20 protein-coding genes are annotated in these 21142 nt (G+C 42.5%); 19 read left to right on the plus strand and 1 reads right to left on the minus strand.

Translation table 11 applies throughout. The annotated features are described in order from the left end of the window. From LJE72_RS16385 to LJE72_RS16470, 18 genes are all read left to right on the plus strand, one after another. On the plus strand, positions 1-181 hold a 181-nt coding region (locus tag LJE72_RS16385), incomplete at its 5' end, for a hypothetical protein (protein WP_229248892.1). Between the two features lie 169 nt (positions 182-350). Then, the gene (locus tag LJE72_RS16390) at positions 351-1541 is read left to right on the plus strand and encodes a thiolase family protein (RefSeq protein ID WP_229248893.1); all 1191 of its coding nucleotides are present in this window, start codon (positions 351-353) and stop codon (positions 1539-1541) included. A 101-nt stretch (positions 1542-1642) separates the two neighbouring features. Continuing rightward, positions 1643-2080: an MBL fold metallo-hydrolase gene (locus LJE72_RS16395; RefSeq protein ID WP_229248894.1), complete on the plus strand. Its 438-nt coding sequence runs from the start codon at positions 1643-1645 to the stop codon at positions 2078-2080. Then, a complete protein-coding gene (locus tag LJE72_RS16400; protein WP_229248895.1) occupies positions 2058-2369 on the plus strand; it encodes a hypothetical protein in 312 nt (103 codons plus the stop codon). Before LJE72_RS16395 ends, LJE72_RS16400 begins: the two co-directional genes overlap by 23 nt. Positions 2370-2939: 570 nt before the next feature. After that, positions 2940-4241, plus strand: a complete 1302-nt coding sequence (locus LJE72_RS16405; protein WP_229248896.1) for an acetyl-CoA hydrolase/transferase family protein — start codon at positions 2940-2942, stop codon at positions 4239-4241. Between the two features lie 166 nt (positions 4242-4407). Beyond that, the gene (locus LJE72_RS16410; RefSeq protein WP_229248897.1) at positions 4408-5262 is read left to right on the plus strand and encodes an amidohydrolase family protein; all 855 of its coding nucleotides are present in this window, start codon (positions 4408-4410) and stop codon (positions 5260-5262) included. Positions 5263-5551: 289 nt separating this feature from the next. Beyond that, positions 5552-7630 carry a sigma 54-interacting transcriptional regulator gene (locus LJE72_RS16415; RefSeq protein WP_229248898.1) on the plus strand — a complete coding sequence of 693 codons (2079 nt, stop codon included), beginning with the start codon at positions 5552-5554 and terminating at the stop codon, positions 7628-7630. 320 nt (positions 7631-7950) lie between these two features. Next, positions 7951-8733, plus strand: coding sequence for an enoyl-CoA hydratase/isomerase family protein (locus tag LJE72_RS16420; protein WP_229248899.1), 783 nt, complete (start codon positions 7951-7953; stop codon positions 8731-8733). A 148-nt stretch (positions 8734-8881) separates the two neighbouring features. Next, complete coding sequence (locus LJE72_RS16425; RefSeq protein ID WP_229248901.1) at positions 8882-9661, plus strand: enoyl-CoA hydratase/isomerase family protein; 780 nt, start codon at positions 8882-8884, stop codon at positions 9659-9661. A gap of 133 nt (positions 9662-9794) precedes the next feature. Further along, positions 9795-10553 carry an SDR family NAD(P)-dependent oxidoreductase gene (locus LJE72_RS16430; RefSeq protein WP_229248902.1) on the plus strand — a complete coding sequence of 253 codons (759 nt, stop codon included), beginning with the start codon at positions 9795-9797 and terminating at the stop codon, positions 10551-10553. Positions 10554-10629: 76 nt separating this feature from the next. Then, positions 10630-11457, plus strand: a complete 828-nt coding sequence (locus tag LJE72_RS16435; RefSeq protein ID WP_229248904.1) for an enoyl-CoA hydratase-related protein — start codon at positions 10630-10632, stop codon at positions 11455-11457. Between the two features lie 135 nt (positions 11458-11592). Beyond that, positions 11593-12456, plus strand: a complete 864-nt coding sequence (locus tag LJE72_RS16440) for a 3-hydroxyacyl-CoA dehydrogenase family protein (protein WP_229248905.1) — start codon at positions 11593-11595, stop codon at positions 12454-12456. Then, positions 12443-13870 carry a 4-hydroxyphenylacetate 3-hydroxylase family protein gene (locus LJE72_RS16445; RefSeq protein ID WP_229248906.1) on the plus strand — a complete coding sequence of 476 codons (1428 nt, stop codon included), beginning with the start codon at positions 12443-12445 and terminating at the stop codon, positions 13868-13870. The genes LJE72_RS16440 and LJE72_RS16445 overlap by 14 nt, the downstream gene beginning before the upstream one ends. Positions 13871-14430: 560 nt before the next feature. Continuing rightward, positions 14431-15468 (plus strand): 3-deoxy-7-phosphoheptulonate synthase, encoded by a 1038-nt coding sequence (aroF, locus tag LJE72_RS16450; protein ID WP_229248907.1) that lies wholly within the window; start codon positions 14431-14433, stop codon positions 15466-15468. Positions 15469-15481: 13 nt separating this feature from the next. Beyond that, complete coding sequence (locus LJE72_RS16455) at positions 15482-16378, plus strand: prephenate dehydrogenase (protein ID WP_229249000.1); 897 nt, start codon at positions 15482-15484, stop codon at positions 16376-16378. Positions 16379-16424: 46 nt separating this feature from the next. Next, positions 16425-17711 (plus strand): 3-phosphoshikimate 1-carboxyvinyltransferase, encoded by a 1287-nt coding sequence (gene aroA, locus LJE72_RS16460; RefSeq protein ID WP_229248908.1) that lies wholly within the window; start codon positions 16425-16427, stop codon positions 17709-17711. A gap of 4 nt (positions 17712-17715) precedes the next feature. Then, the gene (locus tag LJE72_RS16465) at positions 17716-18465 is read left to right on the plus strand and encodes an AzlC family ABC transporter permease (protein WP_229248910.1); all 750 of its coding nucleotides are present in this window, start codon (positions 17716-17718) and stop codon (positions 18463-18465) included. Positions 18466-18495: 30 nt separating this feature from the next. Then, positions 18496-18816, plus strand: a complete 321-nt coding sequence (locus LJE72_RS16470; RefSeq protein WP_229248912.1) for an AzlD domain-containing protein — start codon at positions 18496-18498, stop codon at positions 18814-18816. A gap of 86 nt (positions 18817-18902) precedes the next feature. On the opposite strand, the gene cls is transcribed toward LJE72_RS16470, so the two are convergent. Continuing rightward, a complete protein-coding gene (gene cls, locus LJE72_RS16475; RefSeq protein WP_229248914.1) occupies positions 18903-20438 on the minus strand; it encodes a cardiolipin synthase in 1536 nt (511 codons plus the stop codon). Positions 20439-20676: 238 nt separating this feature from the next. Between cls and LJE72_RS16480 the strand changes: the two genes are divergently transcribed. Further along, on the plus strand, positions 20677-21141 hold the full coding sequence (locus LJE72_RS16480; protein WP_229248916.1) for a MarR family winged helix-turn-helix transcriptional regulator: 465 nt from the start codon (positions 20677-20679) through the stop codon (positions 21139-21141). Position 21142: the final 1 nt, after the last annotated feature.

Here is a 21142-nt window from a genome sequence, read left to right on the forward strand (position 1 = left end):
GCTGGGACTGCAAAGAGTGTTTTCCCCTTTGCCCGACAGAGGCCCTGCAAGCAGCGTTTGTTTTAGCCAGAGCATTCACGTTTCCCTCGCCTTTTTTGGAGTCCCCGCCAGCGAAATAGGTTACAGATTCTATGGCATCGAGGGTGAATTAAATTGGCATAATAATTGCATTATTCAGTAAGTAGTTATTATTTTAGAACAAAGGAGGAATGAAATGAAATAGGGTTAGAGTAGGACAAAGAAATAATGAAAACTATTGTCAGAGGGAGCAAAGAAAAATCCCTTACTTAGGCAATGAAAAAGTTAGTGAGCAGTTGATAATTATTTTTAAGAGAAAGAGGAGGACCAAAATGAAAGAAGTTGTAATTGTCAGTGCTGTAAGAACTCCAGTTGGTACTATTGGAGGGACGCTCAAAGGTATAACTCCACAAGAACTGGGAGGCATGGCCGTAAAAGAAGCAGTTGCCCGGGCAGGAGTGAGCCCTGATTTAGTGGAAACAGTTATCATGGGTTGGTCACGACAAACAACTGAAGCAGCAAATATTGCTCGCAATTGCTCGCTTTTGGCAGGAATACCAGAAGAAGCCTCTGCCTATACAGTACATTGTCAATGTGCTGCCAGTTTAAAAGCTATCAGCAATGGAACCCAAGAAATACAGACTGGAAGAGCGGACGTAGTAGTAGCCGGGGGTACTGAGAGTCTGAGTCGTGCGCCCTTTTATCTCAAAAACGCTCGCTATGGATATGGTGCAGGTGATGGAGTTTTAGTTGATTCTCTAACAGAAGCTGGACCTGGAGGACAACCCGCTTCGATCTATGGTGTTGTTTCGATGGGCGATACAGCCGAAAATGTGGCCGAACAATTTAATGTTTCTAGAGAAGATCAAGATCAATTTGCTTTTCATAGTCAGCAAAGATGTCAAAAAGCCTTGCGATCTGGAGTTTTCAAAGATGAGATTGTACCGGTTGAAATTAAATCTCGTAAAGGCACAGTTATTTTCGATACAGACGAAGGGCCAAAGGATACGTCACTGGAAAAAATTGCATCACTAAAACCAGTGTTTAAGAAAGGCGGGTCTGTTACTGCCGGTAATTCCTGTGGTCGAAATGATGCTGCTTCGGCAATAGTTTTAATGTCTGCTGATAAAGCCAAGGAACAGGGAATTAAACCGTTGGCTAGGATTGTTACAGATACATTGACTGGAGTCTCTCCAAACATTATGGGGATTGGTCCGGTACCGGCTGTGCGCAAGGCATTAGAACAAGCTGGACTAACTTTAGAAAATATTGACTTGATCGAATTAAATGAGGCTTTTGCTTCACAATCCTTAGCCGTTATTCGGGAGCTTGGTTTAGATATGGAGAAAACAAATGTCAATGGTGGAGCAATTGCTTTGGGTCATCCGATTGGAGCAACTGGAGCCCGCTTAATGACGACTCTTCTTCATGAGCTGCGCAGACGAAAGGGTCGCTATGGTATGGTTACCCTTTGTATTGGCGGTGGACAAGGGATGGCTACTATTATTGAAGCTCTGTACTAAAATAGAACTAAAGATAATACTTGCTGAGAGAAGCATTACCGCGTTGCTCGCGGCAATGCTTCTCTGGTTTTTAATCAAACGTACGATTGGGGAGCAATGGGATGCAGATCTATGAGTATAAAATACCAATGCCAGATATCGGATACAACGCAAATGCCTACTTGATAGAACATGAAAATAAAAAATCAATTCTAGTGGATGCAGGTCCAAATTCACCACAGGCACTGGATGCCCTCGAAGCTACTCTTAAGAAAGCTGAAGTCCGCTGGGATAATATTGAGCATATTTTGGTAACACATGGGCACTATGATCATTTTGGGTTTGTAGCGCAAATTGTGGAGCGTTCAGGTGCCTTGGTTTGGGTTCATCCTGCTGATCGCAGTTGTTGTTTTCAACTTGTAGAAAATAGCGCAGTGTTTACTGGTGATACACTGCTTCCGGAAATTACTCCAAACCCCATTTTTGATCTTGAAGGGGAGTCAGAGGGACTTAAGCTTGGTAAGATTGCAGGAGTCTATGACAAGGATTCGCCTGCTTAGGGCTTCTAAAGCTTATCCAGGTCATGGTAAACCAATCTTATCAATTGACTCAGCCATTGATCGCCAGTTTTCCCGTATGGCTAAACGCAGTGAACAAGTCCTTGGGATTCTTGGCGCTTATGGCTTGAGTACATTTTCTGAAACTAACAAATTGTTTCCCAGCAACGGCGGGCGGTATCATACTTGGTTGGCACTTTCTGTGACGCTGGGGCATTTGGGTTGGCTAAGAGTTCTAAATTGTGTTCGAACCAGGCATAATGCAGGAATCGTTTATTGGGAAGTTCAGTAAGCGGCAAAAACCGAGTCGTATTTGCATTATTATGATGCAGGTATGATTCGGTAAAACTCTGATTTATGCAGACTTTTAAGAGGACGATGATAAACCCACTGCAAATTCGCAATGGCGTTTATCATTGTCCTCTTTGATGCTGTAGACATTGAACCGTTGACGGGGGATATTCGACGATTAGACAGCAAAGATTAACAAATCATTATTTGTGTGATTTGAGAGTAGTAAAATGGCACCGGAATTGCAAATATATTTAAATATTAAAAATATACTGATAATTTTATGATTCATAGATCATGACTTAACTGTCAGGTGAAAGAGGTGAAAGATAGCTTAAACACAGATATGAGGATAGGATCAAGGGTGAATTATTAAGATTGATACTATGGTATATGCTTCAAATGCGAGGATCGCGGGTGTTTGGAATACTGTTTCGGCAAGATCATTGAAATTAAGCCCATGATTGAGATGAAGAGATTACTATGTCTTCATTATTGACAGGTGGATAGATAAGGTTTTTCAAAGAAAAACTGAATTTTCATATATTTAAGAGGAGGAAATTTTGAAATTATGAATCGAATTCAAGAACTTTACAACAGCAAAAAACGCGATGCTTACGAAGCGATTAAACTAATCAAGGATGGAGATTGGATATGTTTACCTTTGGGAATTGGCGAACCACCGACAGTTTTAACCGCCTTATCAGAACAACGCCGCAACTATCATGATGTCAAAGTAATGCAAATGTTTGCTCAAAGGAAATATGGTTACTATGATCCCGAAACAGCGGAGAACGTTCGTCACGTAGCTCTGTTTGTAGGCGTTGCGTCTCGAAAAGGTGCTGAAGAAGGCTGGGCAGAGGTTATTCCTAATAACTTTTACAGTGTTCCAAAGTTAATTAGGGATGATCATATTAAAGTTGATGTAGCGGCTTCTATGGTTTCCCCTATGGATAGTTTCGGTTACTTTTCTTTAGGGGTAGGAGCGGATTATTCCGTGGCAGCAATTTCCAAGGCAAGGGAAGTGATTGTAGAAGTAAGTCCTGAGGTGCCATACGTATATGGAAACAATAAAGTTCACATTTCTCAGGTTTCTGCAGTGATAGAAAGTCAATTTCCATTATTTGAAATTCCAATTGCTCGTACAATAACCCCAGTCGAGAAAGCTATTGGAGAATACGTAGCTGAATTTATTAAAGATGGAGATACCCTTCAAATTGGACTGGGGAGCATTCCTGATGTTGTGATCACGCAACTGCAAAACCGACATGACCTTGGCATTCATACAGAAGTGATGACGGATTGCATTCTAAATTTATTTAATGCTGGTGCAATCACAGGCCGCAAAAAAAACTATCTGCCAGGTAAGATGATTTGTACTCTAGGACAAGGCACCCGAAAACTATTTGGCATGATGGATCATAATCCTATGGTCGAGATGCACCCTGTAGACTTCACCAATGATCCTTATCTTGCCGGAAAAAATAATAATCTAGTTAGTATTAATGGTTCGATTCAGATCGATTTTCTGGGACAATGCAATTCAGAAACCATGGGAGTTAATCCTTTTAGCGGAACTGGAGGACAGGCAGATTTTGCGCAAGCTTGCGCCCGATCAGAGGGAGGAAGATCTTTTATAACTCTTCCATCAACAGCTAGTAAAAATACGATTTCACGTATCGTTCCGACTTTGTCCCCCGGTTCTGCAGTAACTACAACAAAGAACGATGTTATGTATGTTGTAACTGAGTATGGTGTAGCCAAACTTCGCGGGAAGAGCAGAAAACAACGGGCGCAGGAATTAATCTCCATAGCTCACCCCGATTTTCGAGCAGAATTAACGATGGAAGCGCGAAAGATGAATCTATTGTAATTTCCACTTTCTAAAACACACAACCGCGTCCATTCAGGGGGTACTCGGTACCCCATTTTGTGTGTTTAAATACAGCGGACCTGAGTAATTAGAGTTATCGTAAATTTCATTTTTCTGTTAAGTATCCAATTTAGGTACACCGGTAGGGTGAAAGGAGATGGAACAAATGACCTTAGAATTCACTGACAAAAAATCCCCCAAACCTCGCATAGATTTTCATGTGCATATGGGGTTATACACTTATTCCCATCCGTGGGTGACTGATTGGATCAAACAAGTTCATTCCCAAGGGTACGAAGACTATATTAATAGTTATAACGACCCAGGAGCTTTTGAAGGCTTGTTATCGTCAGAAGGGGTTGATTATGCCTGCGTGCTGGCAGAATTAAGTTATATTACCACGGGGATCTGTACTAATGAGCAAGTAAGAGACTTTTGCCGGGGCAGATCGAAGTTAATACCGTTTTGTGATATTAATCCTCATATTTTTACTAACTTGGGAGATGAACTGCGCCACAAGGTTGAAGATGAGGGTTTCCGGGGATTGAAATTATATCCCACCTACCAACATTATTACCTCAACGACCAGAGAATGTACCCCCTCTATCAAGCCGCTCAAGATTTAGGCATTCCCGTCCTGATTCATACCGGCTCCTCAGTCTTTAAGGGCTCTCGTATGAAGTATGGAGATCCCCTGCACTTGGATGATGTAGCAGGAGATTTCCCGAATTTAAACCTGGTTATGGCCCACTCGGGTCGCGGGTTCTGGTACGAAAAGGCTTTCTTTCTCTCCAAACTTCACTCAAATCTCTATATGGAGCTTGCGGGTCTTCCTCCTGGCAAATTGCTGACTTATTTTCCTGAACTGGCTCGCAACACGGATAAAGTCATTTTTGGCAGCGATTGGCCGGGCATGAGAGGGATTAAGAGCAACATGGAAGCTATTAGTAAATTAGCACTCCCCGCGGAGGGGGTGGGAAACATTCTTGGTGGAAATGCTGCTAGGTTGTTGCGACTGTAAATTGGTAAGACCATACTTCACTTGGCGACAAGCGATAATGTTTCCGAAAAAACCTGTATTTACCTATAACATTTTAAGGGCATGTTATAGGTAAATGCAGGTTTTAATCATGTCTTGTGAGTATATTCGTTGTGATTTGATCTATTAGGATTTGAACATTAAGATAACTAGTTTAAGCATATTCCTTTGTTTAGACCAAATATTCTGATTACACCCCTATCCATGTGTGATAAAATAAATGTGAGGAAAATTCTAACAGCCTAAAAATATCAGTAAGGGGAGATGTTCCATGAAGGTTCGTGACATTATGCTCCCTAACAGGGATCAATTACGTCCCCAAGACAGCATACGTAAAGTGATGGAACTGCTTAAAACTTCTAAACTTCTTGGAGTACCTGTCGTTGATGAAGTTGGACAACTCATTGGCTATTTTTCATTGTCGACTCTATTTAGTTGCTTATTGAATGATTTAAGTATTGATACTCCAATAGAAGCGTACTACATCCGGGAGGTTGCATATTTTCGGGAAGACAAATCCTTTAATAACTTGAAAGAATTGACCCATTGGTTGCATACAGTTCGAGTTGGACAAACTCCTGTTGTTAATATGGCCAACGAACCAATTGGTGCGATTACCCAAGCAGGTGCGGTTAACGAACTCTTAGATCAAACGGAGTATTTATATAATGAATTGTCCAGTGTTATAGAGAATGTCCCTGCAGGAATTATTGCAACGGATGATAAAGGGTTTATCACCTTAGCGAATCAATACGCCAAGAATATCTTACAAGGGATCCGAGTAGGTAAATATATCGGCGAATTTCTTAGCGATCTAAAAGATGATTTTGTACCTGTTGTTGAAGGGGCTTGGATTATGCCTCATAAGATTGAATATCAAGCGCTAAAATTGATCGCTACTGCTGTCCCCATCTATCAAAATACAATAATAAAGGGGGCAACCTTTGTTTTACAAGACTTGACGGATGTTGAAGGAATTGCCCATGAATTAAAAATTGTCAAGGAACTCAAGACGACTCTGGAGACAGTTTTAGAGGTTGCTTATGAAGGGGTAGCGGTATTAGATGAACAAGGTCGGCTCAACATGGCAAATGCTAACTTCTGTAAGAGAGTTGGTAAGTCAAAGGAAAAGATCATTGGACAAAATATCAATAAATTTGTCCCTCTAACGGACAACCATTCCCCTTTACAAGTATTAGAAATCGATACAAAACCCTGTGTCATCTCAACTTTGCCCTTTACAAAAGAGAGCAAAATTAAGGGAACAGTGGTCAAGATATATGAGGATTTAGATCAATTAGCAGATGTAATGCAACAGGTGAATCGGATAAATATGCAACTAAACTATTACAAGGATGAGCTGTTTAAGGTAAATGGAACAAGTTATACAATCGGCAATATTATTTGCAGTAACAAGCGCACTGCTAAGCTAAAAACTCAGGCACTTAAAGTAGCACGGGGAAACTCGACTATTCTTATTACCGGTGAAAGCGGTACTGGGAAAGAACTGTTTGCTCATTCCATTCATAATGCCTCTGATCGACGTAAAGAACCTTTTATAAAGGTTAACTGTTCGGCCATTCCCGGTGACCTGGCGGAATCAGAATTGTTTGGGTATGAGGACGGAGCTTTTACCGGTGCGCGCAAACAGGGTAAACCGGGCAAATTTGAGTTAGCAAGTGGAGGTACTATTTTTCTTGATGAAATTGGAGATATGCCATATTTACTGCAAAGTAAGTTATTAAGAGTCATTCAAGAAAAGGAAGTTGAGCGAGTAGGTGATGTTAAGACTCGTAAAGTTGATGTAAGAATTATTGCCGCTACGAATAAGGATTTAAAACGTCTTGTCGCTGAAGGGAAATTCAGGGAAGATTTGTATTACAGGTTAAATGTGATTGATTTAGTGATACCCCCTTTGCGTGAGCGAAAAGAGGATATTCCAATTCTGGCAGATTATTTTATAAGTAAATATAACAAATCATTTAATAAACGAGTGGATGGGATCACTGAAGCAGCCTTAGAAGTTTTCGATCATTACAATTGGCCAGGTAACATCAGGGAGTTAGAAAATGTGGTTGAAAGAATATTGAATTATGTAGAATATGGCTTAATAGATCTTCAAGATTTACCTGAGGAAATCATTCAAACAGAGAAATTTAGCGGGATAGCAGGTTTGAGTTTAATAGGTCAGAGCCTGGCCAACATAGAGCAAGTAGCAATTCAAACTGCCTTGACTGAGGCTAATGGCAACAAGTCTAAGGCGGCGAGGTTGCTCGGTATAAGCAGGTCGAAATTGTATGAAAAGCTTTCACAAATGCCTGATATTTTAGTCGATCCTAGAAGTTCATAGAATAATAGGCTTTATTGTGTTGTACGAGAAACATACAAGTGTATGGTTCTCGTACATTTTTGTTGGCAAGATTAGCCTTAGTCTCAGCAAGAATTACTGACTTGCGAAGGCTAAGGCTATTATATATTTCTAAATATAGGGTTGGCACAGATATTGCAATAATATTCAGATAAGTGTGTCAGTTCAGAATAAAATCACAGATTGACTTATTTGTTCATAATGATCACAGATGAGACTCAGGATATCTTGATAAGGGAGTGAAGGAAGTACGCATACTCTGCCCTCAATTATTTTGAGTTAAAGTCAAGGAGGCTTAAATAGTGGATAAAGGGAATGAATTTGTTAAATGCCAGATAGAGGAAAATATGGCAGTGGTGACAATTGATCGACCACCTGTTAATGCTTTAAATCCGCAAGCTTTAATGGAGTTCCAATCAATTTTTGATAATCTGGCTAGGGAACCTAAGGTTCTGGTTGTGATAATTACCGGAGGCGGTAAAAAAGTATTTGTGGCAGGGGCAGATATCGACAGTTTAAGAGCTGAAACACCTGAAACGGGACTGGTGACGAATTTGCGTTTTCAAGATACCTTTACTAAGATTGCCAATTTTTATAGACCTGTGATTTGTGCGGTCAGTGGACTGGCTGTTGGCGGCGGCTTTGAAATTGCAATGGCTTGTGACATTGTAATCTCGGACACGAGTGCAAGTTTCAGTTGCCCCGAAGTAAACTTAAGCCTTATAGCTGCAGGTGGGGGTACTCAAAGATTACCGCGGCAAATTCCAGTTGCTAAAGCTAAGGAACTACTCTTTACAGGCCGGAAGATGAAAGCTGAGGAAGCTGAAAAAGTTGGTTTTGTCAATCAAGTAGTGCCTGTAGGTGAGGTTCTTAACGCCGCAAAAGCTTTGGCTAAACAAATTGCAAGCAGAGGTCCTATAGCTGTAGCTATGACAAAAAGGTGTATAAATCAAGGGTTAGATTTACCTCTTAAAGAGGGTATGCAATTAGAGGCGGTAGAGAGCGCTTCTAATTTCGGTACAGCCGACTTTATCGAAGGCGTAGATGCTTTCTTTGCCAAAAGGGCTCCGGAGTTTAAAGGTTAGTAAACTCGTTTCAGCAAAATGTGCAACCTTAATAAATACTATCGTGCTGAGGATTGGGTTTTGTCAATACCCTGTCCCATAAGGAACACGTCTTGGCGGAGGCGGAGTGTAAGAGTATTTGAATGAGGTTCAAAGGGGTGGATACAAATTGGGGACTTACCGTAATCTTATTTTGGAGAACAGAGAAGGCATTTTACTGGTGACTATTAATCGAGCGGAAGTAAGAAATGCTCTTAATTGGGAAACATGGGAGGACATTGGGCAGCTAGCCAAAGAGATAAATAATGATGAATCAGTTAAAGTAGTCATTATTACGGGAGCAGGAGACAAGGCTTTTGCGGCTGGGGCAGATCTTAGATGGCTTTTGGAACGGCCATCTATTGAAGCGCTAGAACCTGGAGTACAAGGAGTTTTGACAGAATTAGAAAATACGATAAAACCAATCATCGCTGCTGTTAATGGTTTTGCCTTGGGAGGAGGGTGTGAGCTTGCCATGGCTTGTGACCTTAGAGTTTCAAGCGAGGGAGGTAAGTTTGGACTTGTCGAACCGACCGTTGGAATTCTGCCAGGTGGTGGTGGAACCCAGCGTCTGCCACGTTTGGTCGGCAAAGGGAAGGCTAAAGAACTGATTTTTACCGGGGAAGTCATTGATGCTGTTGAAGCAGAACGAATTGGGCTGGTAAATAAAGTTGTCCCTCACGACCAGTTGCTTGTTGCATCATTTGAAATGGCAAAAAAAATTACCGCTAAAGCACCGCTTGCTATACGAATGGCTAAAAAGGTAATTGACATGGGAATGGCCACTGATTTCCCTACAGGGTTAGCCCTAGAAAAATTAAGTCAAGCTTTTTTGAACGGAACAAGTGATCGTACTGAGGGCATGACGGCTTTTCTAGAAAAACGGAAACCGAATTTCCAAGGAAAATAAGTTTATAAAGATAGCATAAATACTCAGAAGCTTATCAGGGGATCTGGGGTTTAAGCTTAATTTAGTTCAACTGACCAAGATTACAGGCAGTGCAACAACTAATTTAAGTTAAATAAAAAATCTAGGAGGAAATATGATGAAATTTGCTGGCAGAGTAGGGGTTGTTACAGGGTCTGGGCGAGGGATTGGCCGTGGAATTGCTTTAGGTCTGGCTGAGCAGGGCGGCACAGTGGTTGTAGTTGATGTTGACGTCAAAAGCGCTGAAGCAGTAGTCAAAGAGATTGAAGCTATGGGCGGCAAGGCCATGGCGGCTAAAGTTGACATCACTAAAAGTGCAGAAGTCAATGACATGGTCGCTAAGGTGATCGAAAAGTATGGTAAGATCGACATTCTAGTTAATAACGTTGGCTGGAATAAGGTCAAACCATTTGTTACTGGGGATGAAGAGTTATGGGATAAAGTCATTGCAATTAACCTAAAAGGACCAATCATCTGCTGTCGAGCAGTTGTTGATAACATGATGCAAAATAACTATGGCAAAATTGTCAATGTGTCTTCCGATGCCGGACGGGTAGGTTCAACAGGTGAGTCTGTTTATTCTGCCGCGAAGGGCGGGGTAATTACCTTTACCAAAACTCTGGCACGGGAAATGGCTCGTTATAAAGTCAATGTTAACTGTGTATCCCCTGGTCCTAGTGACACACCATTTTTGGCAGAGGTTAGTGCCGAGAATCCTAAGTTGATGGAAGCAGTCAAAAGAGCCATTCCTTTGCGTCGCCTAGGTGAACCTAAAGATATAGCTAATGCGGTTCTGTTTTTTGCCTCAGATGATGCTGAATATATTACTGGGCAAACCCTTAGCGTCAGTGGCGGATTGACCATGCATTCTTAATAAGATGTAACCTATAAAATTGTATATTTCAAAATAAAATTCTGCAATAAACCAAAATTAAGGGAGGAAATTAACAATGAAAGCAAGCGTGAAGTATGTACCACTAGACAGAGAATTTTTAGAAATATTGTATGAGAAAAGAGACGGGTCAGCTTGGATAACTATTAATCGTCCGGAAATCATGAATATATTAACTTATGACTTGGTACTTGAATTGACTGCCGCTTTTGAAGATGTAGAAAGAGATCAGACCATTGGAGTATGCGTCTTAACAGCTGCTGGCGAAAGAGTGTTTAATGCCGGTGGAGATATTGACATGATGAATGCCCTTGATCATGTAACCGGTCAGGTTTGGAACAATGCCTTGATGAAGATGTCCACGATTATGCGCAATATGAGAGTTCCGATCATTTTGGCCGCTAATGGTTATTGCATCGGTGGCGGTAACGAATTGAATATATTCTGCGATATGACGATTGCCGCTGAACATGCAAAATTTGGTCAAGCCGGACCGAAAGTAGGAGCTTGCCCAGTATGGGGAGCAACGCAGATGTTACCGCGGATCGTGGGTGAGAAAAAAGCACGCGAAATGATTATGATGTGTAATATCTATACCGCGCAAGAAGCTTTAGAAATGGGTTTGGTTAACAAAGTAGTTCCTTACGCAGATTTGTATACCGAAACTCAAAAATGGTGTGATACCATCCTCGATCGCAGCCCGCAATCGATTCGGATAGCCAAAGTTTCCTTGAATTTCGAATCAGATATGATGTATCCTTCCTTAATGGCCGGCTCAGTTTACCTAAGTTACATCTGGGGTTCAGATCAAGTCCATGAAGGATTTAACGCATTCAAAGAAAAAAGAAAACCAAATTGGCGCCAATTCAGAAAGAATGCCGAATAAAACAAAGAGAGTCAGACAATACCAGAAAGTATTCTGCCAAAATGGGTTCAGGCACATTTTGGCAGCGACTGTTAACCCCCGTGATTTTTAGAAAGAATGTGGGTAAAAATTAATGCGATAGGGGAGGCGAAGATTTTGTCAAAAGAGATTAAAAATATTGCTGTTGTTGGCAGTGGGATAATGGGAACCGGAATTGTCTATGCGGGTTTAGTCGGTGGGTATAATGTAACACTTTACGGGAGAAGACAGGAAGCGTTGGAACAGGGCAAAGCTTACGTTCAGAAAAACCTTCAAACTGGCGTGAAAATTGGTAAAGTAACCCAAGAGACCATGGATAGTTGTCTGGCGCGGATGAAAGTATCGAATGATTTAGAGACTGCCGTCAAGGATGCAGATCTTGTTATTGAAACTATAGCAGAAAATATTGACATGAAAGGAGAAATCCTTAAACAATTAAACGTAATGTGCCCCGAAGGAACTATAATAGCGACCAATACCTCGTCTCTAAGTGTTACTGCAATTGGGTCTTTCGCAAAGAATGCTGAGTTGGTAATAGGAATGCACTTCTTTAATCCTGTTCCAAAAATGAAATTGGTTGAAATTGTAAAAGGGCTGAAAACAAGTGATGAGACGGTCCAAGCAATAATAACCGCTGCTGAGCAGATGGGTAAACAAACTGTGATTGTTAATGATGCCGCTGGGTTTGCTACGAGCCGTTTAAACGTCTTACTGGGGAATGAAGCATTTTATATGTTGATGGAAGGGGTTGCCTCGGCAGAGGATATTGATAAGGCTGCCAAAATAGGTCTTAACCTGCCTATGGGGCCCTTGGAAATGAGTGACATGGTCGGACTGGATACTCGATATAAGGTCCTTGAGTATTTACACAAGACCTTGGGAGAACGCTTCAGACCTTGTCCATTAATGAAGAAGTATGTGGATGCCGGTTTACTTGGACGTAAAATAGGCGAAGGGGTTTTCAAATATGAGAACAAGTAAAGAGTATCGCGAAAAAATTCTTTCCATGCGTCCTAATGTGTATATGAATGGAAAATTAGTTGGTCGCGATCATCCGGATTTTGAGCCGGGGATCAGAACTCTTGCGTTAACCTATGATTTAGTGGATGATCAGGAATACACTGATCTCTTAACTACCACATCTCATTTGAGTGGAGAGAAAATCAACCGTTTTACACATATGCATCAATCCACCGATGATTTGCTTAAAAAACAGGAAATGACTCGGAAATTGTGCTTAGTATGTGGACGTTGTATCCAACGTTGCATGGGAATTGACGCTATGAACGGTCTTTCCTTGGTTACTAAGGACATTGACAACGCTAAAGGTACTGACTATCATGAGCGCTTTCTAAAGTATTTGCGTTTCTTCCAGGATAATGACTTGGTAGGAAATGCTGCGCAATCAGATGTAAAGGGTGACCGAAATCTAAGACCGCATCAACAAGCTGATCCGGATCTGTACCTGCACATTGTAGAAAGACGAGAGGACGGAATTGTGGTACGGGGGGCTAAAGCCCATAACTCTATTGCAGCCTATGCTGATGAACTAATAGTTATCCCTACAAGAGCGTTAACCAAAGAAGAAGGGGATTGGGCAGTCGCCTTTGCGATTCAAGCTGATGCACCCGGAATCAAGTTGATCAGCCTTCCCCATAATCACCGGAAACGAAAGCATCTTAAAGCTCCGATTGAAGACTATGGAACCATGCATGCACTTACTGTTTTTGACAATGTCTTTGTTCCATGGGAACGAGTGTTCATGAACGGGGAAACAGAATTTGCCGGACAATTAGCTTCTCAGTTTGCCACTTATCATCGGCATAGCTATACTGGTTGTAAACCAGCCTTGTCAGATATTTTCCTCGGAGCAACTGCTCTGATGGCGGAGTATAACGGCATAGGTAAAGCCTCGCATGTTCGGGATAAACTGGCTGAATTAATTACCGTAGGCGAGTTGGTTTATGGCGCTGGAATTGCCGCCTCGGTTAAGGGATTTAAAAGTGCATCCGGAACGTTTGCCCCCGATGTTGTTTTCACGAATGTCGGACGTTACCATGCTGGAGTCAATATATATCACGAGTTCGAAACTCTGGCAGATATTGCTGGGGGACTGGCAGCCACGTTGCCTTTTGAAGAAGATTTTTACGGCCCGGATACTAAAGACGATTTGGAAAAATATATTATGCGTAAATCTGATGTCTGTGCTGAGAATCAGCACAGGGCGTATCGTTTAGTTGAAAATCTGATTGCGTCCTCGACAGGGGCTGCAACAGGAATCAGCGGTATTCATGGCGGCGGTTCTCCGGTCATGGAGAAGATAGCTATCATGAGTAAATACGACATACAGGCCCGTAAAAATGTTGTTAAATATTTAGCGGGCATCAAGGATTAGGGACAAGGGCAAGGGGCTAAACGGCAGGTGGAGCTAAATAGCTCCACCTGCCGTTTGGTCCCACTTCTGTTTTCGATGATGAACCTGTAATTACCTTTGAGGGTGAAACGAAGTATCCTTTAATTCACTCGAGAAATAAGTGCCTCTCAACTTGTAAAGTGTGAGCCTCCCCATTGGATTAATTGGTCGTCGATTTTTGTGGTATTAGGGGTTGTGAGGAGGGGCCTTTCTGTGGTAAGATAGCGTTAATCTTGAATTTCAGGATGTTTGGGAAGCTTTGTTTGGCAAAGCTTGTGTAGAATGGCGGTCTGGGGTTTCCGGCGAGGGCTTCGCGTGAAGGGCTCGTCGAAGATGATGAAGATAGGTAGGATAGTAGGATGGGCGCGAGTTGGAATTAAGGCACCCTCTATTCAGGGTGCTTTTTTGTATATCTAAAATGACTCGTGGGGCTTGAGGGGATAACAGTCAAGATTTGACTTAGCTCAAAGGGCTAGCTCAATGCATAATAATGTAAAACAAGAAGAAAATGTAATGTAGGATGGTAGAAAGGGGTCGGGGAAATGATTGTAGTTATGAAAATGGGTTCAACGGCAGAACAGATTGAAGAGGTTTCCACACGCTTAACGGAAGAGGGATTCAAAATTCACCTTTCCCAAGGGGTGGAAAGAACAATTATGGGGGCAATCGGGGATCGCACACGACTTGAAGCTCTCGATTTAGAAGCACTGCCATGGGTAGAAAAAGTTGTGCCTATTCTGGCACCGTATAAACTGGTTAGCAGGGAGTTTCACCCTGCAGATAGTATTATCCGCATTGGAGACCAGGAAATTGGCGGCAACAGGGTCCACGTCATGGCTGGGCCTTGTGCAGTTGAAAGCAGAGCTCAGATTTTGGAAACAGCACATGCTGTGCGCGAAGCAGGTGCGACCTTCTTGCGTGGTGGGGCTTTCAAACCGCGCACTTCGCCTTATTCCTTTCAAGGGCTGGAAGAAGAAGGATTGCGCTATTTGGCAGAAGCTCGAGAGCAAACCGGCCTATTGGTGATTACTGAGGTTATTGATGCCCGAGATGTTGCTCTGGTGGCTGAATATGCTGATGTACTCCAAATTGGTGCTCGGAACATGCAGAACTTTATCCTCCTCAAAGAAGCGGCCAAGTGTGGGAAACCTGTTCTTCTTAAAAGAGGGCCATCTGCAACATTGGAAGAATGGATGATGGCGGCAGAATACATTATGGATGGCGGAAATTATCAAGTCATGTTCTGTGAGCGGGGGATTCGAACCTTTGAAAGTTATACTAGAAATACTCTTGATTTGAGTATGGTTCCTGCTTTGCATGCCCTGTCGCATTTACCGGTCATTATTGACCCCAGTCATGGGACCGGAAAATGGCATTTAGTCCATCCTATGGCTAAAGCTGCCCTTGCTGCAGGAGCAGATGGTTTGATTGTTGAAGTTCATCCTCATCCGGAAAAGGCCGTTTCAGACGGAAAACAATCTTTAAACCCTGAAAGGTTTCAAGTTATGATGGCTGATTTAGCAAGGCTTGCTTCTGCCTTAGATCGAGAGTTGGGGGAAGTGAGTAAGTGTGTTAAATGAAGCTTTAATATCAATGGACAGTGAAGTGGATTTAACACCGGGTTGGTCGGGCCTTCGGATACCGAGGGCTTGCATCCTCGGTTTAGGTCTGATTGGCGGGTCTTGGGCAGGAGCTTTGCATAGGGCCGGCTGGGAAGTTTTTGCAGTTGAGTCAAATAAGGCCAGTATCGATGAAGCTGTGGGGAGAGGGTGGCTCCAAACAGGTTGGACATCTATGCCTAAATTCTTAGACGTCGATTTAATCGTTTTAGCACTTCCTCTGCAAGAGTTGGCCAAGGGTCTTGACCAATTATCAGGAAAAATTACCAAGGGGACGATCGTGACAGATGTAGGAAGTATAAAGGGAGAAATTTGCCACAAATCGATGATTGATTCTAAAATGGATGTTAGAGGCTTCCATTTTGTAGGCGGTCATCCTATGACAGGCTCAGAACAATCCGGTTTTGGTGCTGCTAATGCAGACCTTTTTCGAGGGTATCCCTACGTCTTAACTCCGGCAGAGGATTGTCCACATCAAGTGGTTCAAAAACTCGTGGAAACTGTACAGGAGTTTGGAGCTAAGGTCATTTTTCGAGATCCTGTCCGCCATGATGCAGAAGTGGCAATGGTTAGTCATATTCCCCATTTATTGGCGGTAGCCTTAACTTTGGCAACGCAGGATGCGTGCAAAGAAGGGGGATCAGCCTTGGCCTTAGCTGGTCGGAGTTTCAGGGAATTAACGCGTATTGCAGATAGTTCTCCTGAAATGTGGAAGGAAATCATGGTGCGAAATGCTGAGGCAATTTTAGGGGGGCTTGACCTGTGGGAACAAAAAATCAAGGAATTAAGGGAGTGCCTTCAGGAGAGGGATGGAGAGATGATTGCTGATGCATTTCGGAAGGCACATAAGGTAAGGGCAGGGATAAATTGATTTAAGTCTGTGTTAGTAATATAACTACTTTAGGGGGTCAATTTCTATGCGAGGCGTCTTTATTAAACCTGTCACGGATTTGAACGGTGAAATTAGAGTTCCTGGCGATAAGTCAATCTCTCATAGGGCGGCACTTTTTGGTGGAATGGCCTATGGAGAAACCCATATATCCAATTTTCTTTTGGGCCAGGACTGTTTGAGTACGCTTCGGTGTTTAAAACAACTTGGAGTTCCCTGGGAAAGACAGGAGAAAGAAGTTTGGATTCGCAGTGAGGGCATGGATGCCTGGCAAGAGCCAATAGACGTTCTTGATGCCGGTAACTCGGGGACGACTTTGAGACTAATGCTTGGGGCCCTGGCTGGCAGTCCTTTTACCGTCACAATGAACGGAGACGAGTCCCTTCGGTCACGGCCCATGCGTCGAGTCACAGACCCTCTTAAACAGATGGGTGCTCGGATTATGGGACGAAGGGAAGGTAACTTGGCTCCTCTGACTATGATGGGTGGTCAGTTACAAGGGCAAAGCTTTAGAACCCCCGTTGCTTCTGCCCAAATCAAATCCGCTATCCTTCTAGCTGGATTAAGAGCAGGCGGAGAAACAAGCGTAGAGGAACCTGCACTTTCCAGAGATCACACTGAACGTATGCTTAGAGGATTCGGTGTGAATGTTCAGAGTGATCAGACTGTAGTTAGGGTCCAAGGGGGCGGGCGCTTAACCGGCCAAGCTGTTTCTGTGCCGGGAGATATTTCATCGGCTGCCTTCTTCCTTGTCTTAGGGAGTTTAGTTGGGCAAGGTGAGATCATCCTGCCGGATGTCGGTATAAATCCTACTCGTACAGGAATCTTGGAGGTATTAAAGGCCATGGGTGCGGATATTGAATTGTCCAATGTCGAAGAAGTTTGTGGTGAGCCTAGAGCTACCATACGTGTTCGCCCTGCGAAACTTAAAGGGATCGAAATTGCTGGGGACATGATTCCGCGGCTGATAGATGAAATCCCTATCCTGGCCGTAGCCGCTTGCTTGGCTGAAGGGGAAACTGTTATTCGGGATGCTGCAGAACTAAGAGTTAAAGAAACTGATCGAATAAGTACCGTCGTTAGGGGATTAAACGCCTTGGGTGCCAAAGTAGAGGAACTGCCGGATGGCTTGAGGATCCAAGGTCAGACTTCATTGTACGGTGGACAAGCGAATAGTCTTGGAGATCATCGCTTGGCGATGGCGTGGGCCATAGCCGGTATGCTGTCGAAAGAAGGGGTTAGTGTAGAGGATATGGCTGCCGCTGATGTATCCTTCCCTGACTTTTTGGCAGTGATTAAGAAAGTAGCTGGATGATTTAATGTCTAATAAAGAAAGTGAATTTAATCCCAGTATTGAAAAGGGATTTCTTTACGGCTTAAGCCAATCTCTGACGATTGCCATTGGATATGCCCCAGTAGCTATAACGTTTGGTATTTTAGCGACGCAGTTCGGCTTAACCTTTTGGGAAGCCGGACTGATGTCTTTCTTTGTCTACGCAGGTGCTTCACAGTTTATTGCCATTGAAATGATCCATCAAGGGGCCACCCCTTTGATAATTGGTGTTACCACCCTGATTGTAAATATTCGTCATTTTCTGATGAGCTTATCGGTTGTTCCTTTTTTCCCAGAAAGGACACTTCCGTGGTCTTTGGGTTTAGCCCAAGGACTCACAGATGAATCATTCGTGCTCAATACAAAGGTTTTGAAGGATGTTGAAGGGGAAGAAAACCGTCGGCGAGTCATGTTGGGTATTAACTCAGGGGCTTTCGTCACTTGGGTAAGTCTAACGATTTTAGGTGGTCTGATTGGGAAGTGGCTGCCTGTTCAGTTCTCTGGTTTTCAATTCGCACTCTTAGCTTTATTTATTATTTTGACGACGATGTCTCTGACTCGTAAAAACTATATGACGTATCTTGTGGCAGCAGTTCTGGCGGTTGTTTTGAAGTTGCTCATTCCTGGAAAAATCTATTTGATTATAAGTGTGATCCTTGCGGCAGGGATCGGGGCATGGTGGCGCGGATGGAAAGGCTCTCACAGAGTCGGATCAAACAGCCAAAAGAGCAGCTAAGCTGCTCTAACTAGAGAAGGGAAGGTAGTCATGTCATTCCAACTGCTGGAAACCATCTTATTAATGACTATAGTCACCTATGGTTCGCGTGTTTTGCCATTTCTTCTGTTTAAAGGGGAGAATATTAAAGGCTTTGCCCGAGATTTCATAGAGCTTGTTCCGATTGCCTTACTTGCAGCTTTAGTTGTTCCGGAGTTGGTGACACCTAACGGAACAATCGTCATAATAAAAAATCCTTTTCTTTGGGCGGGGATTTTGACATTTCTTTTTTCCAGATTCGTTCCAAATCTTTTTTTAGGAATTCTCTTTGGGATGACCGTGTTCTGGGGATTGGATAAATTACTATTGTAACTTAAAGTTATTCTCTAAGCAATTGGGGAAAATTCTATCTAAAGTTATAACCGTACTGTTGTTTTGCAGCACGGTTATAACTTTTTCTACATTAGCGGTGCGAAAACACGAAGAATAGAGCGGCTCAGCCGTTTATACCATTTGACAGACAGACAGTCCTCCTCTGTGACGGGTTGGCATTGTTGCAAGGTCTTAAGAAAGTCCGCTGTAACTTCTAAAACACTTTGTGTCTGATAGAGCCAGACACCACACTCGAAATGCAGGTATAAACTGCGGTAGTCCAAATTTATTGTACCAACAACTGCTAACTTGTCATCTACTGTAAGAGTTTTAGCATGCAGAAAGCCGGGGGTGTATTCGTAGATTTTTACCCCGCTTTCCACAAGGGCATCATAGTTTGAACGGGTCACAGCATGGACATACCATTTGTCAGTGATATGTGGAGTAATGATTCGGACATCCACATTTCGCTTAGCAGCGGAGCAGAGGGTGGTCATCATCATATTGTCGAGAATGAGATAGGGAGAATTGATGTATACGTAACGCTCAGCTGTGCTGATAAGATTCAGATAAACTGTTTCTCCTAATGATTCATCATCTAAGGGGCTGTCGCCAAAAGGCTGAACATATCCGTCAGAAACAAAAACCTTTTCGGGATCGGCGACAGGTCTGTATTGCTCATAGTCCTCATTTGTTTTTTTCTGTTGACTCCAAAGAGATAAAAACATGACAGTGAAGCTCCAAACGGCTTCCCCCTGAATGATAATAGCAGAGTCTTTCCAGTGCCCGTGTTTCACATAAGAATTAATATACTCATCTGCGAGATTTATGCCACCAGTAAAGGCGGTATAGCCATCAATAACTGCAATTTTGCGATGGTCACGGTTGTTCATGCGCGCCGACAGAATTGGGATAAAGGGATTAAACACACAGCATTTGATTCCCATTTTTTCAAGTTGTTTATCATAACGATAAGGCAGTGTGAAAAGACAGCCGACATCATCATATATCACTCGGACATCGACGCCTTGATTTGCTTTTTCTGCGAGAATATCCAAAATGGAATTCCACATGAGGCCCTCTTCAATAATGAAGTATTCTAAAAAGATATATCGCTCAGCTTTTTGCAGTTCCTTTAATAAACGGTTATACATTCTTTCGCCTGGTGTAAGATACTCCGAAATTGTGTTTTGATAGACAGGACAAAAGGAATAGTTTTCGATATAGCGCGACTGATTTGCTGCACTCAAATCGCGAGTTTGAATTTCCTTAATAACTGTCTCATTTTGGCCTAGCAGTTCAGTCATCTTTTCTTGAATCACACGCATTTTTCGTTTAGATCGCTTGCTTAATTTATTTTTTCCAAACATCAGGTAAAACAATCCGCCGAAAATCGGGAATAGCATAATAGGAACAATCCAGGCAATTTTATAGGCGGGATTGGTCTTGCCGCTTAATATCCTCAGTACGGCTACTACACTAAGCAATGTACAAAAGGCATAAAAATAAACAAAGTAGCTGCTAAATCTTAAAACGAACATCACTAAAGCAAATATTTGGATCAAGATAGGCAAACCAACTAAAAAGATCCTATTGAATAGAAGCTTGAATAACTTCTTCATACCCTTCACACCTCAAATTTCTAACAACATGCTCTCGACTTAGGATACCGCTCTCTAACTCAGAGATCAACAGGGTTTTTTGATGCATTTACTGAATTAAGGCATCAGGGCGTGCGTTGATGTTAAGAAAACCTAATCCAAGAGCGAATAGACCCAGTTTTTAACTATTGACTAAATAAAGTATAACTTATATTATATATACTGTAAATATATTGTATTGTATAAGTGGAGGCCGAAGATGAAAGGCATGGTATTTGAAAATGAAATATGGGACTTTTTACGAACTATCTCGGAGTGTATGGCAAACGCTTTCCGGCCTATTGTTGAGGAATATGGCTTAACAATAATGCAGACGCGCATTCTTGTTGAAATCAAGGAAGGAGGCCCTCACACGATCGGGAGCTTGGGTGCAATCGTTGGAATCACAGGAGGGAATGCTTCTTCCATGTTCAAGAAGCTTGAAAAGGCTGGCTTTTTAAGACGCATTCGAAATCCTGAGGATGAGCGGTATGTTCAATTGGCGCTTACTGAAGTTGGAGAAGAGACAATTAAAAAGATTGAGGATGTTCTTGAGCAAAAATACGGGGCTTTTCTAAAAAACAAGGATAAGGAAGAATTTCAGACTATCTTCGAATGTATGGGAAGAGTTAGTTCTTTTCTAATGGAAATGAGTAAATTTATACCAGATAAAACAATGGAGTGAG

The organism is Desulfosporosinus shakirovi, from assembly GCF_020595055.1.
GTDB lineage: Bacteria > Bacillota > Desulfitobacteriia > Desulfitobacteriales > Desulfitobacteriaceae > Desulfosporosinus > Desulfosporosinus shakirovi.

Bases quoted from the DNA above. Each gene is read 5' to 3' on its own strand.
- LJE72_RS16480 (WP_229248916.1), top strand. From the start codon at position 20,677: ATGAAAGGCATGGTATTTGAAAATGAAATATGGGACTTTTTACGAACT.
- LJE72_RS16435 (WP_229248904.1), top strand. From the start codon at position 10,630: ATGAAAGCAAGCGTGAAGTATGTACCACTAGACAGAGAATTTTTAGAA.
- aroF (WP_229248907.1), top strand. From the start codon at position 14,431: ATGATTGTAGTTATGAAAATGGGTTCAACGGCAGAACAGATTGAAGAG.
- LJE72_RS16405 (WP_229248896.1), top strand. From the start codon at position 2,940: ATGAATCGAATTCAAGAACTTTACAACAGCAAAAAACGCGATGCTTAC.
- LJE72_RS16465 (WP_229248910.1), top strand. From the start codon at position 17,716: ATGTCTAATAAAGAAAGTGAATTTAATCCCAGTATTGAAAAGGGATTT.
- aroA (WP_229248908.1), top strand. From the start codon at position 16,425: ATGCGAGGCGTCTTTATTAAACCTGTCACGGATTTGAACGGTGAAATT.
- LJE72_RS16430 (WP_229248902.1), top strand. From the start codon at position 9,795: ATGATGAAATTTGCTGGCAGAGTAGGGGTTGTTACAGGGTCTGGGCGA.
- LJE72_RS16455 (WP_229249000.1), top strand. From the start codon at position 15,482: ATGGACAGTGAAGTGGATTTAACACCGGGTTGGTCGGGCCTTCGGATA.
- LJE72_RS16415 (WP_229248898.1), top strand. From the start codon at position 5,552: ATGAAGGTTCGTGACATTATGCTCCCTAACAGGGATCAATTACGTCCC.
- LJE72_RS16410 (WP_229248897.1), top strand. From the start codon at position 4,408: ATGACCTTAGAATTCACTGACAAAAAATCCCCCAAACCTCGCATAGAT.
- LJE72_RS16445 (WP_229248906.1), top strand. From the start codon at position 12,443: ATGAGAACAAGTAAAGAGTATCGCGAAAAAATTCTTTCCATGCGTCCT.
- LJE72_RS16400 (WP_229248895.1), top strand. From the start codon at position 2,058: ATGACAAGGATTCGCCTGCTTAGGGCTTCTAAAGCTTATCCAGGTCAT.
- LJE72_RS16395 (WP_229248894.1), top strand. From the start codon at position 1,643: ATGCAGATCTATGAGTATAAAATACCAATGCCAGATATCGGATACAAC.
- LJE72_RS16470 (WP_229248912.1), top strand. From the start codon at position 18,496: ATGTCATTCCAACTGCTGGAAACCATCTTATTAATGACTATAGTCACC.
- cls (WP_229248914.1), bottom strand. From the start codon at position 20,438: ATGAAGAAGTTATTCAAGCTTCTATTCAATAGGATCTTTTTAGTTGGT.
- LJE72_RS16390 (WP_229248893.1), top strand. From the start codon at position 351: ATGAAAGAAGTTGTAATTGTCAGTGCTGTAAGAACTCCAGTTGGTACT.